Below are 13,370 nucleotides of genomic sequence, written 5' to 3'. Positions count from 1 at the left end.
CATGAAAAACTATATAACTGAAACTTTTCCTCCAGGAAAAAGGCTTTTCTTTTCTCATTGGGTAAAGCTGGTTCCGCTGGTTTGTATCCTGTTCATTTTAGCTACCCCTTCCTTTGCTCAAAAAGGGTTAAGCCGTGTGGAAGCAGAAAAGCTTGCAGGAAAAGAATGGACGATAGAAAAAAACAAGTTACGTCCGGCAGCAGAGAAGGTCTGGTCTGAAGGAGTTATCCATTTAGGAAAATATAACATGGCTATTGCATATCGGGCATTCGGCGAGAAGCCTGCCGACGGGCGTAGCCTTTATATCTCGCTTCATGGGGGCGGAAATGCTCCTCCGAAGGTCAACGATCAACAGTGGGAAAACCAGCGGACGCTATATCCGATAAAAGAAGGGTTTTGCATTGTGCCAAGAGCACCTACTAATACCTGGAATTTATGGCACGAAGATCATATCGATAATTTGCTGGATTCATTAATCCGCTACGCTGTCATCATGGAAGATGTCAATCCAAATAAAGTCTACATCCTGGGCTACTCTGCGGGCGGTGACGGGGTATTTCAACTGGCCCCGCGTATGGCCGACCGTTTTGCTGCTGCTTCCATGATGGCCGGCCACCCCGGAGACGCCAATGCCCTTAATCTTCGAAACCTGCCCTTTGCGATATACATGGGAGGCAAAGATACCGCTTATAGCCGCAATACCCTGGCCATCGCTTTTAACCAAAGATTAGACAGCCTGCAGCGGCTCGACCCTAAGGGATTTATCCACGATTTTCATTTATATCCAGATAAGGCGCACTGGATGGACCGGCGGGATACAATTGCGATCCCCTGGATGGCCTCTTTTACCAGAAACCCGCTTCCCCAAAAAGTATCCTGGGTACAAGATAACCGGCTTCAGCATCGCTTTTACTGGTTGTCTGCGCCTGTCGAAACACTTCGCGAAGGCGCGGCAGCCGAACTAAGCATAAAAGGAAATCAGATAAAAGTAACAAAGAACACCTTTAAAGTATTGAATATTAATCTTAATGATAAAATGATGGATCTTGATCAAAAGATTACTGTTTTACAAAATGGGCGTACCCTATTCCGGGGCAAGGTCAGGCGAAATTTAAAGACCATCAAGCGGACGATTCAAGAATATCAAGATGGTCAAATGATCTTTTCCGTGAAACTGGTTTTAACGGGAGATCAAGTGACTGTGAAAAATGCCTGAGTCCATTTACAACGATGAACGGATCGCCGAGTCGTGGCGAGTCATCAGCCTGCAAATCGATAAATGTTAAATCAAACGAAAAGAAAAATTTAATGAAAAAAATATTTTTGACCGGAGCGGCCACCATGGTTTTGTTAGCTTGTATCGTAAGCCAAAATACGATGGCCCAAACAATACGAAAGTTTCGAAAAACCAATATGGTTGCCGAACTTCCCTTAGATCCTGCAGTTCGTATGGGGAAACTGGCCAATGGCTTTACTTATTACATCCGTCATAACGAAGAACCCAAGAATAGGGTAGTATTCTATTTGGCCAACAAAGCCGGGTCTGTTCTTGAGCGCAATGAACAGCAAGGCCTGGCGCATTTTCTCGAACATATGAACTTTAATGGCACCAAGCATTTTCCAAAAAGTGATCTTGTTAACTATCTTCAAAAAACAGGTGTACGTTTTGGTGCCGATCTGAATGCTTATACATCATTTGACGAAACAGTGTACCAGCTGCCCCTGCCATCTGATGACCCGGAGATCCTGACTCAAGGTATACAGATTATGCGGGATTGGGCACAGGAGGCCACGCTTGATCCGGACGAGATCAATAAAGAAAGGGGAGTGGTTTTGGAAGAGAAACGTTTGGGTAAAGGAGCCCAGGACAGGATGCAGCGTCAATATTGGCCGGTTATGCTTAATCATTCCCGGTACGCAACCCGCATGCCGATCGGGACAGACTCGGTACTTACAGGGTTTAAGCCCGAAACCATCAGGTCATTTTACAGGGACTGGTATCGGCCCGATCTACAGGCGCTGATTGTAGTAGGCGATATTGACGTGAACGAGATGGAAAAGAGCATCCTGAAAAAGTTCAACGACCTGAAAAACCCAAAAATCGAAAGAACAAGAGTCCGATATAGCATTCCACTTACCGGTAAAAATCAGTTTTTGACGGTAACTGATAAAGAAATGACATCGACAGTGTTGCAGATCATCATTAAACATCCGGGCATTGCGCTGAAAACGGCGGGTGACTTTCGCCAATCCGTAATCAGGGAACTCTTTAACTTTATGATGAATGAGCGTATTACTGAGTTACAGCGCCAGGCTAATCCGCCATTTATAAGCGGTGGCATGGGGATAGGTGAGCTTTTAGGAGGGATCGACCAGTTTTCGGTTTTTGTAAATGCGAACCCGGGTCAATTGGAAAAAGGGCTTAAAGCTATTTGGAGGGAAACCGACCGGGTAAAAAAATTAGGTTTTACGCAAACAGAGCTGGACCGGGCTAAGCAAAATTACCTGAGTAAAATGGAAGCCGGCGTCAAGGAAAGTAAAAAGACAAACTCAGATAGTTACGTTAATGAATACCTTCAATATTTCTTAAAAGGAACTGCATCCCCGGGTATACAATTTGAATATACGCTGCTCAAAAAATCTTTACCGGGAATAAATTTAAGCGACCTAAATAATCTGACCCGGGCGCAAATTAAAACATACGATAGGGATATATTAATAATGGCTCCGGATAAGGATAAAGCCATTCTGCCTGATGAAAAAACGGTGCTGACCTGGATGGGCCAGGTTGAGCAGGAAAAGCAATTGCAGTACAAAAATATTGTGAATGAACAACCTTTACTTACAAGTAAACCAAAGAGCGGCCGTATCGTCAGCGTGTCTACCGATAGTTTATTAAACGTTACCACTATTCATTTTGCAAATCATGTCAAAGTCATTCTTAAACCAACCGATTTCAAAGACAATCAGATTCTGTTCAGTGGTTCTACTCCCGGGGGATCCTCCTTGTATAGCGACAACGATTATGAATCAGCTTCTAACGCGGCCGGTATAATTTCATCTTTCGGCGCAGGTAATTATAATCCCATCCAATTGAATAACTATTTGTCGGGCAAACAATTTGGGGTACATATGCAAATGTCAGAACGCACGACGGGCGTTAACGGATCTGCAGTTCCCGCTGAATTAGAAAACGCACTGGAGCTATTGTATGCCTACTATACACAACCAAGAAAGGATAAAGACCTATTTGTCGGATTGATTACCAAGTCGAAAGCAAGCCTCGAAAACCGGGCTAATTCACCGATGAATGTTTTTCAGGATACGGTTTATGCAGTATTAGGCAACCACAATATCCGCAGAAGCGGCCCAAGTATCTCAAAAATAGATCAGATAAGCCTGGATAGGGCTTTCGATATATATAAGGAGCGCTTTGGAAATGCCTCCGGCAGTACATTTACTTTTGTCGGCAATTTTGATGTAAAGGCCATACAACCTTTGCTGTTAAAATATATCGGCGGTTTACCTGCATTGGACTCTGTAATGCCTGCTAAGGATTTAGACATCAATATTCCGGAAGGAAACTACGAAAAGAAGGTTTTCAAAGGCACGGAAGATAAAGCAACCGTGTTATTGGTCTGGTCCGGCAAATTCAAATACAGCCAGTCGAACCTGTATACCATGGACGCCCTTAAGGAAGTGCTTACCATACGTTTGCTGGAACGATTACGGGAAGAAGAAAGCGGCGTATATACACCGAGCGCATCTGTAAATGTTACCAAATTACCACAGGAACGCTTCTCCCTGATTGTGAATTTCGGCTGTGCACCGTCAAATGTGGACAAATTAATTGCCTCTACACTTGATGAGGTAGCGAAACTGATAAAATCCGAGCCGGAACCAGTGAACGTCAATAAATGGCGTGCCGAAGTCCTGCGATCGCAGGAAACTGAAGTGAAAACCAATGAATGGTGGCTTGGCTATATATCCGGCCAGATACAAAATGAAGAGCACCTGGAGGATGCCCGCATTTACACAGGATTAATAAACGCCGTAAAACCAACGGATGTTAAAGATCTTGCCGTTAAGTACTTAAATGGTGAGAATTTTATCAAGTTCATCCTGCTGCCCGAAAGCAGCAAGATTCAATAAGCATCAAAATAATCCGCTCGTCGTTCTTTATCGTTTCCTCATATCGTTAAATGAGATCAGTTAAATTAAGTGTCTTTTTTGAGCAATAAAGACAAGCCGCTGCTAATAGCTGCAAATACCAAGTTTGGACCTGATGCTGGATGTGTGCAGCCATTATTGTACTCTTTGCGTACCTGGGGCTATAAGCCTTTGCATCAGGATCCAATCTTTGGAGGGCACCGGCCATGAGCCCGAAGTGATGCCGTATTTTGTGACTGACCTGCTACTTTGTATATTTTAATATATCAATTATCCGGGTATCAAATGGGATAATTGTGTAAAAAGGCTTTTTATTTAAAACTTGTTGAAAGATCTCGTATATCAAAACAAACCTCCAAAAGGGATTAGAACATTATATAAATGTCATAATTTTCTGAATAATAGGTAGTTATTTAATCTGAGAAAGAGACGTGATTGAGAAATATCTTAGTCAAAAACCAAGTAAACCCCTAACAGTTAAATTGTTAGGGGTTTAAACTTATTGTAGTAGCCCAAAGGAGAATCGAATCCTTTCGATAATTAATATTTCCTATGAAATCTGATAGACCAAATTATAATATATTGTTTATTAAAAACGTATAATAACCTTATGATATCGGGTACCTATTTCAAGTTTCGCGGCCGCTTTGAGTTAAATCCTCACCCGTATGATATCGGCTGGCGATATTTACAGACAGAGTTTTCGGTTTAAATTTTTTTGTCAATAAGATTTATAAGATCAAAAAAGAAGAGTACGCTACGTTTTACAATTACCAGTTAAATCATTACCTTGAGTGCCATCCGCTGCAACTCTTGATTATTCAAAAACACTCTATCTACTACTTTTACTTTCGCTTTGTAATTCACAAAAGGATCACTGTTTAACCAACCGTTTGCAATACAGATACGCACGATCTTTTTAAAGTTTTTAAGGTATTTAACAGCTGAATTATTTGCACATCTTCTTATAGAGCGAAGGTAGAAATCATAACTTACTATAAAATCATGATCAATATCCCGGATGTCAATATCGGCGGTATTATACTTCCATTTGATAAATTCGGAAGTATGTTTTAAAGAGGTTTGATAACGCTCTAATGTCCCTTTTGCGAAATCGGCACCGACCAAAGAAGCCACCTGTGCATTGTGATCCTTAAATACATCAAGGATCATCCTAACGGATTCCGCTTTACCGGTGAGTTTACTTTTTAGCCGTTCGGCTGTAATGACTGCTTTTTGCTCCGTAAGGCTTTGATGGGCGTCATACACCATAGCTTGTAACTGGTCAAGATAAGCATTAAAGGTTCTGGAAGCTTCCTTGGTTCCTTTTAACCGTCCTGCCTTGCTATTCCATTACAAAGGATCGCAGCTTCGTGCCGTGGTAGTTTCAGACCGTTTACCGGCAACGGTAATACGAAGATAGATCGGCACAGGGCCGTCTGTGTAGTTTTTTGGTTTCTTCAAATAGAAGAGTAAGCTGAAATTAGTTTTCATGTTAAATAACATTAAAAGTGAAACAAAACTAAGCTTGCAGCTGATCATAATCAAGATGTTTAAATATTGAACATCTTGATAGTCAAATAGATATGACTAATTCGGTGAGTTTGGGTTTCTCAAAATTCACTCACCATATCACGCACTAATTATATGCGAATTGAGCGTTTGATATAAAAACAAAAGCCCGCAATCATATGATTTGCAGGCTTTTAAATAATTTGATATCAAAATCAGCGGAGAGCTAGGGATTCGAACCCCAGGAACCTTTCACAGTTCAACAGTTTTCAAGACTGCCGCAATCGACCACTCTGCCAGCTCTCCGGGGACAAAAGTACAAATCCGGAGCGGATTGACAAGTATCGAAATGATTTTTTTTCAATTTCTTAACTTTTGTGGCTAAGTTTTTGATAGACAGATAATTAATTTTTAAAATGGTCGGATTTTTTCTGCCTGAAGCTGTTGAAACGTGGTTTTACCACCCTTAAACTGCGTTTTGAAAGCTCAACCGACGCGTTTAATTCAAACCCGATAAGCAAAATCAGCGAGTTTATGTACATCCAAAGCATCACTACAATCAGAGTTCCGATTGATCCGTATACTTTGTTATATGATGAGAAATTGTTGATATAATAGGAAAAACCAAGAGAAGTAAGCACTGCCAGCGCGGTAGCCAGTACCGAGCCCGGATTTACAAAGTTCCAACGTTTTGTATGGGCAGGGCCGTATCTGTACAACCAGGCTATGCTGATAAAAATAATAATAATAATCATGATCCACCGGAACAACATGATAGGGTAGATCCAGAAATGACTTTCTTTATTAACGTGCAGCTGAATCCAGTGAATAACGGCCTGGCCGGCAATCATAATGGCTATCGAAATAAAAAGTGCCATACTAATAGCTATGGTAATGCCCGTAGCAACCAGCCGCCGTTTGAGCCAGCTTCGCCGGTCGGTAATTAGCGATGCTTTGTTGAAGGCCTTCATCAGGTTAATTACGCCATTGGTGGCAAAGTACATGGTTGATAAAAAACCAAACGAAAGCAACTTGCCGTTTTCATTCTTGATAATGTCGATAAGCGTCCCCCTGAAGGCTAAATAAGCGTTTGTGGGCATTACTGACGCCAAAACGGTTAGTAGTGTCCCCTGGAAGTGTTTTATGGGTATATAAGGGATCAGCGTAAACAAAAAGATTGTGGCAGGAAATACGGCCAGCATAAAACTATAGGCCAGCGCGTATGCGCGGTTAGTTAATGAGGTTTTAGTGATCTCCTTGATAAAAAAATCAATCACAGTATACAACGGCAGCGGACGAAAACCTGGCAAAATGATATATTTTGTCCACTCTATAATATACTGATAAAAACTAAAGCGCAGCAAAAAGTGGTGAAGCCATCTCATCTAACCAAATTTACTCAAAAAAAGGCAATAATTTATCTATAAAATCCTGTGGCGGCAGGCACGGACGGTTTGTTTTCATATTAATGAAAACCAGTAAGGTTTCGCCGGTATTAATCAGCTCGCCTTTTTCATTACTTAGGTCATACCGGAAATGGATACGGATACCGGGCATTTTATCCATAATCACTTTTACGCTTATTTCCTCATCATACAAAGCCGGTTTCAGGTACTTGCATTTAAGCTCCAGCACAGGCATCATAATGCCCGACTGTTCCATACCGCTATAAGTTAATCCAAGGCTGCGCAGCATTTCTACGCGGCCAACTTCATAAAACTCGGCATAATTACCGTAGTACATATAGCCCATCTGGTCGGTTTCGCCGTACCGCACCCGTATTTTGGTGGTATGCTCAAACATTACCTTTTAATGTTGCGTTCGTTAAGCGCTTTTTGAAAAGCATGGGCATTCACTAAATGGTCGGCAACGTTGTTTGCAAAGGCGTGATATCCCGAAAAATCGGCTTTGGCGCACATGTATATGTAATCGTTGTTTTGATGATCAAGCACGGCGTTTACAGCATTTACAGATGGCATCATGATAGGGCCGGGGGGCAGGCCTGTATGCAGGTAAGTATTGTATGGCGAGTTGTAGGACAGGTACCTGTTTAAAACCCGTTTGATGGTAAAATCGTTCAAGGCGAAAATTACGGTAGGGTCGGCCTCTAATTTCATGCCCTTTTTAAGGCGGTTAAGATATAAACCGGCAATAACAGGCATCTCGTCGTCATGTAAAGCCTCGGCATCAACTATCGACGCTAACACAGATACCTCCTGTTGGGAAAGATTAAGTGCGGTAGCTTTTTGCTTACGCGCCGGTGTCCAGAATTTTTCGTAGTTGGCATACATCTTTTTAAAGAATTTATCGGGCGATGTATTCCAGTACATTTGGTAGGAGTTGGGCATAAACATGGTATACACGTTATCGGTAGTAAAACCATATTTGGCCACATATGCCGATGAATCAAGCAGGTTGATGATGGATGCCGAATCTGGCTCGATTTTTTTGGAAACAAAACCGGCAAATTGCTCCTTCTGCCGTAAACCATGAAACTCCAGTTGTACAGGCTCCTGTGTGCCGGAGGCCAGCATATTAATTAGCTTGCGGTTGCTCATGCCTTCGTGCAGGTGATACCTGCCCGGTTTAACCCGGTGTGTATAGTTCATGTTTACAGCCGCCCAGTTAAAGGTAACGGTATCTTTAACCATGCCTTCGTTTTGTACCGTTTTTATTACGTCGGCATAGGTTGCGCCGGTATGTATGTATAAATACTCCTGTTTGGCAGTTACATTGGGGCCAAAATACTTATAGTAATAGTTTACACCAACACCTGCCAGTATGATGACAATCACAATTACAAATGCGATAATGAATTTTTTTAATGGTCCTGATTTTGACTTTTTCTCAGTCATGATAAATTAGCTATAGATGGTAATTATTTAGTTTTTATCACCCTAATTTTACTAATGTTTTCTAATTAAATGAATTAGAAAATTAAGGTGATAATTTATTTAATTTTTATGATGCAGATGATAACCCGTTAGGGCTGTATTTTTTCAATTAATTCAATTCGTGCAATTCGCTTTAATTAGTGTCAATTAGTGTCTGATTTTTTGAATGGCAATCAACCCACCGGTTAAGTTTTTAACGTTGTGATAACCGCTTTGCAGTAATAGTGTTTGAGCTGTTTCGCTGCGTAAGCCAACTTTGCAGATAACGATTAATTCATCGGTTTTGTTGTAACCCAGGTTATTTAGCTTGTCAGCAAGGGTACTCAACGGCACATTAACTCCGCCTATATTAAAGGTTTGATATTCAATAGCCTCGCGTACATCTATCAAATGGAGTTGTTCGCCCCGGGTTATCCTGGCAAGCAGTTCGGCTGCATTAATTTGTTGGGGCTGCATTTGTTTTTGCACCTTGTGAAACAGTAATATTCATGCGTGTACCTATGCTGGTTTTACTCAGCGAGTCGGTTCTCATGGGGTATTGCGCGGTTACAACTACATTGGTCGAGTCGGTTATGGAACCCTGGTAAGTTATTGTGCCCATTGTTAATCCGGCGCCTTTAATGGCAAAACGTGCCGCATCCAAATCAAGATTAATCAGCTCAGGAATGGCTACCTCGCTTGCTCCTGCGCCATCACCTAAAACAAGGTCCACTTTTGATCCTTTAGGCAGTTTGGCCCCCGTTTTAATAACAACCCCTCCAAAACGTACTTCGAGTATGCGGTCGCGGGCAATATCCGAACGGTATGTGGTATCGCCAATTTTTAAGCCGTAGTTAGATAGGGTAGCGGTAGCTTCGCGGTAGCTGGCCTGTTCCAGGTCGGGCAGGGCCACGGGGGGCGCCTGTAATGTAACCATGGTTAAATAAATTACGCGGCCTTCTTTCACATTAGTTCCGGCATCGGGATCCTGTTCTACAATGGTGCCCGGCTCAACATCCTCAACATAAACCGAATCTATTTTATAGCCAAAGCCCTGCTCTTTTAATAATGCCATAGCGCGATCAATTTTCTCGCCTTTCAGCTTTGGTACAGGTATCCCGGATCCATGATTAGTATAATATCCCAGGCTGTAAAAGGCAATTAAAACAACTACAACTACTGTAACAATTGCACCTAAAAGGTTATAACGAAATGATTTTGTTTTTAAATAAAGACCAAATTTGCTCATTGGTATGCGTAGGGATAATTACAGTCAAATAAGTATCAAACATAGCAATTATTTCGGATTTCGGATGTTCGATTTCGGATTTGAGGATTTTGAAATTAGTAATTTGTGATTTCGGTTTAGTATATTCAATACTATTATCCTAATTTCGAAATCGAAAACAAACACACCTTAAAAGGTAAATTCAAAATAAAAAATAAATCCGAAACGGCGAAGCCCTCTTGAACACCTTTGAAATAAACAACTGTGAAAAATCGAACATCCGATACCCGAAATCAAATGAAAAACATAGCCCTTTTGGCCGGTGGTTTTACCGGTGAGTATGAAGTATCTGTAAACAGCGCCAAAAATATTGCCGCCAGCCTTGATGCCTCAAAATATAAAGTTTATACCATTTATGTAAACCGCGATAGGTGGATTCATGAAGCAGCCCATGGTGTTGTTGATGTTGATAAAAACGATTTCAGCATTGCGCTGGATGGCGAAAAAATCAAATTCGATTTTGCTTTTATCACCATACATGGCACTCCCGGCGAAGACGGCAAAATACAAGGGTACCTGGATATGCTGGGCATACCTTATAACACCTGTGATGCCACAACATCGGCTATTACCATGAACAAGGCGTATACTAAAACTATAGTAAATGGGATACATGGCCTGCATACCGCCCATTCTATGCGCCTGTTTGAAAAGGATATGCATGATGTGGCTATTATAGCGGCTACGCTTAAATTTCCGTTGTTCATCAAACCCAATAATGGTGGCAGCAGCGTAGGCATGAGCAAGGTTTATAATGTTGCCGGCTTGCCCGATGCTTTAAGAAAGGCCTTCCATGAAGATGAACAGATCCTGGTAGAGGAATTTATAAAAGGCCGGGAGTTTAGCATTGGCATAGCCCGGCTGAATGGTAAAATCACCGTGCTGCCCGCAACAGAGATATTAACCACTAAAGATTTTTTTGATTACGAAGCCAAATACACATCTGGCGTAACCAAAGAGGTAACCCCGGCTGATTTGCCGGCCCCACAGGTTGAACTGATAGCCGATATTGTAACCGAAGTTTATATCCGCCTCAATTGCAAAGGCATGGTACGGGTTGATTTTATTTTGCTGGAAGGCTGTAACGATTTTTATTTTATTGAGATTAATACAACGCCAGGCCAATCTGCTAATAGCCTTATACCGCAACAGGTTAGGGCTGCGGGTATGGATCTGGGCGAATTTTACGGTACATTGATAGAAGGAGCGATATAGGAATTTAAGATCTGTCAGAATTAACCCCTTGTTTTCGGTACCATATATAACCAGCAAACTGTGTGTACCGGTACGGGATGACACACCCTGGCACGGGCTGAAACATCCTGAAACACCCTGGTACGGGGTGAAACACCCTGGTACAGGGTGGTACACTTTGACTGATTACAAAATTGAAGTATCTCCGTGTAACATTGCATTTCTTTTACTATCAAACCAACAATGCTGCAATTCATAAAATTTAAAAAACTCTACGGTGGTTTCCCGGCCCTTAAAATAGACGAACTTACCATCAGTCCGGGAGTTTACTGGATAAAGGGAGTTAACGGTTCGGGTAAAAGTACGCTGCTAAAGTCCATCGCCGGTATTTTATCTTTTGATGGTGATATTTTGTTGGATAACGCTATCAGCATAAAAAAACAACCTGTGGCTTACCGCAAACTGGTAAACTTTGCCGAAGCTGAACCCGTGTTCCCCGAATTTTTGACTGGTAAGGAGATGATTGCCCTTTTTGCGCAGGCAAAGGACGCCCCGGAAGGGCAGGAGCAACATTATATAAATACCATGCAGATGCAAAGCTACGTTGGTCGGCCTTTGGGGACTTACTCCAGCGGGATGCTTAAAAAATTGTCGCTGGTGTTGGCGTTCCTGGGCAATCCTAAATTGATCCTGTTAGATGAGCCGCTTATTACCATTGATACCGCATCTTTAAAAATCTTAAACAGTTGGATTGCCGAGCGGCATCTTCAGCAAGGTACCAGCTTCCTGCTTTCATCGCACCAAACGCTTGAGCTTGAGGAGTTGCCTGCAGCGGGCGAACTACTGGTTGAAGGGCAAACCTTAAAGTCGATAACACTGTGAAACGGCCGCTAACCAATGTACTGGTAAAAGTATTTGCATTTGGTTTTTACCAGGTGCACGCGCCTGTTTTGCTTTTTGTATTTTTTATATTGGTTGGTTGTGTGCCAGGCAATATGCTCATCAGCTACCATGAATCGTTAATGGTGGCCATGTGCAGCAGCCCTGTAATGTTGGCGGTAGTTATCGGCGGCTGGCTGTTATACGTTTTTAAAAGCTGGCACTATGTATCGGTGCAATTACTGGCGCCCGAAAAGCAGTTTTTATTTTACAGCAGCAATGCGCTAAGCCGCAAGCATCAATTAAAAAGCTGGGGCTATACACAAGCCATTATTTTAAGCCCGGTTATCATTTACGCTGTAATGGCTGTTTGCGTAGGTGTAGTGCATCATTACTATCTGCTGCCTGCCGCGATGGTTTTGTTTTTAGTGGCCATGGTTTGGTGGAGCGCACTAATATATACACGGATATTAAACCGGCTGGTTGACGGCAGCAGCCAATCCTTTTTGTTAAAGCTGAGCAACAAATGGCGCAAGCCATACTTTAGCCTGTACATCTATCATGTTTTTGATAAGCTTAAAGTGCAATACTTTGTTACCAAAGCATTGTCGTGGTTAATTATAACCGGTGTTTTTTATTTATTTGCCGATGTGAAGAATGATTTACGGTTGGCCGGGATAGCCATCCTGGCTGTAATAACTGCCCATGTGGTTTTGATATTTGAGGCGCATAGGTTTGAAGAAACGCGTTTAAGGTTTTCGCGTAACCTGCCCTATAGCAGGTTCAGGCTGTTCCTGAATTTTGCGGGTGTTTACTTTTTTATCCTAATACCCGAAAGTGTTTGGCTGTTTAGCCGTTTTAGCCCTTTAATGGCTGTGGAATTATTACTGGCAGGGTTAAGTATAGCCATGCTTTTCCACTGCCTGCTTTACTGGTTTGGCTTAAATATGGATAAATATATTCAATGGATACTGGCCTTATTTATTGTACTGTTTTGGGTAATTATGTTTCACCTGCTTTGGGTGTTGATACCGCTTAACCTGGGTGTGGCTTACCTGTTTTTTTATTTTAATTACTATAACTACCAAGGGATGGTAGTTAAGAATAAGTAAGGTTTGGAAGAAACACTATATCATTCAACCAAGGATCAAAAAAATAGATATTTATCTTAAAAGCTGGCTAAAAACGAGATTCATTTATTGCCGTTGACTTTAGTCAACGGTAAAAGAAGGTATCATTGCTGGCTTTAGCCAAATTATTCAGTGGAGTTTGGCTAAAGCCATTCGCCTTTTAGTCATTATCCCGTTGACTAAAGTCAACGGCAATGATTTTTATTTGATACATAAATAATCTAAATCAAATTTAAACAGGTTCTCAAAATACCTTCAACGTTTAATGCTGTAATTAAAGTCTCCCCATCCGGAGGAGATTATTAGCATCTAATTTGATTTTTG

Annotated in this window: 12 protein-coding genes and 1 tRNA gene; 5 read left to right on the top strand and 8 right to left on the bottom strand. The window is 41.8% G+C overall.

From position 1 onward, the window contains the following. Position 1: 1 nt before the first annotated feature. Positions 2-1,216 carry a dienelactone hydrolase family protein gene (locus ACFGVS_RS05825; protein WP_439697833.1) on the top strand — a complete coding sequence of 405 codons (1,215 nt, stop codon included), beginning with the start codon at positions 2-4 and terminating at the stop codon, positions 1,214-1,216. 92 nt (positions 1,217-1,308) lie between these two features. Next, entirely contained in the window at positions 1,309-4,152 is a 2,844-nt protein-coding gene (locus ACFGVS_RS05820) for a M16 family metallopeptidase (RefSeq protein ID WP_439697832.1), read from the top strand. A gap of 795 nt (positions 4,153-4,947) precedes the next feature. Here ACFGVS_RS05820 and ACFGVS_RS05815 read toward each other — a convergent pair. The 8 genes from ACFGVS_RS05815 to ACFGVS_RS05780 all read right to left on the bottom strand — a co-directional run bounded on the left by ACFGVS_RS05815 (position 4,948) and on the right by ACFGVS_RS05780 (position 9,804). Continuing rightward, a complete protein-coding gene (locus tag ACFGVS_RS05815; RefSeq protein ID WP_274213663.1) occupies positions 4,948-5,442 on the bottom strand; it encodes a phage integrase SAM-like domain-containing protein in 495 nt (164 codons plus the stop codon). A gap of 81 nt (positions 5,443-5,523) precedes the next feature. Continuing rightward, entirely contained in the window at positions 5,524-5,664 is a 141-nt protein-coding gene (locus tag ACFGVS_RS05810; RefSeq protein ID WP_274213662.1) for an Arm DNA-binding domain-containing protein, read from the bottom strand. Between the two features lie 237 nt (positions 5,665-5,901). Continuing rightward, a tRNA-Ser gene (locus ACFGVS_RS05805) sits at positions 5,902-5,988 on the bottom strand. Between the two features lie 98 nt (positions 5,989-6,086). Beyond that, complete coding sequence (locus tag ACFGVS_RS05800; RefSeq protein ID WP_439697831.1) at positions 6,087-7,067, bottom strand: YihY/virulence factor BrkB family protein; 981 nt, start codon at positions 7,065-7,067, stop codon at positions 6,087-6,089. A 10-nt stretch (positions 7,068-7,077) separates the two neighbouring features. Further along, positions 7,078-7,485, bottom strand: coding sequence for an acyl-CoA thioesterase (locus ACFGVS_RS05795; protein ID WP_439697830.1), 408 nt, complete (start codon positions 7,483-7,485; stop codon positions 7,078-7,080). Beyond that, the gene (mltG, locus tag ACFGVS_RS05790; RefSeq protein ID WP_439697829.1) at positions 7,485-8,537 is read right to left on the bottom strand and encodes an endolytic transglycosylase MltG; all 1,053 of its coding nucleotides are present in this window, start codon (positions 8,535-8,537) and stop codon (positions 7,485-7,487) included. The genes ACFGVS_RS05795 and mltG overlap by 1 nt, the downstream gene beginning before the upstream one ends. Positions 8,538-8,723: 186 nt before the next feature. Next, on the bottom strand, positions 8,724-9,032 hold the full coding sequence (locus tag ACFGVS_RS05785) for a rhodanese-like domain-containing protein (protein WP_439697828.1): 309 nt from the start codon (positions 9,030-9,032) through the stop codon (positions 8,724-8,726). Further along, on the bottom strand, positions 9,013-9,804 hold the full coding sequence (locus ACFGVS_RS05780) for a PASTA domain-containing protein (protein WP_274213657.1): 792 nt from the start codon (positions 9,802-9,804) through the stop codon (positions 9,013-9,015). The genes ACFGVS_RS05785 and ACFGVS_RS05780 overlap by 20 nt, the downstream gene beginning before the upstream one ends. Before the next feature lie 276 nt (positions 9,805-10,080). Between ACFGVS_RS05780 and ACFGVS_RS05775 the strand changes: the two genes are divergently transcribed. From ACFGVS_RS05775 to ACFGVS_RS05765, 3 genes are all read left to right on the top strand, one after another. After that, the gene (locus tag ACFGVS_RS05775) at positions 10,081-11,058 is read left to right on the top strand and encodes a D-alanine--D-alanine ligase (RefSeq protein WP_439697827.1); all 978 of its coding nucleotides are present in this window, start codon (positions 10,081-10,083) and stop codon (positions 11,056-11,058) included. Between the two features lie 222 nt (positions 11,059-11,280). Next, positions 11,281-11,919 carry an ABC transporter ATP-binding protein gene (locus ACFGVS_RS05770; RefSeq protein ID WP_274213655.1) on the top strand — a complete coding sequence of 213 codons (639 nt, stop codon included), beginning with the start codon at positions 11,281-11,283 and terminating at the stop codon, positions 11,917-11,919. Next, complete coding sequence (locus tag ACFGVS_RS05765; RefSeq protein WP_274213654.1) at positions 11,916-13,028, top strand: hypothetical protein; 1,113 nt, start codon at positions 11,916-11,918, stop codon at positions 13,026-13,028. Before ACFGVS_RS05770 ends, ACFGVS_RS05765 begins: the two co-directional genes overlap by 4 nt. Positions 13,029-13,370 lie beyond the last annotated feature (342 nt).

Source organism: Mucilaginibacter sediminis (assembly GCF_051903035.1).
Lineage (GTDB): Bacteria > Bacteroidota > Bacteroidia > Sphingobacteriales > Sphingobacteriaceae > Mucilaginibacter.
Note: the sequence above shows the minus strand (reverse complement) of the source record. Positions and strands in the feature narration are given on the sequence as shown.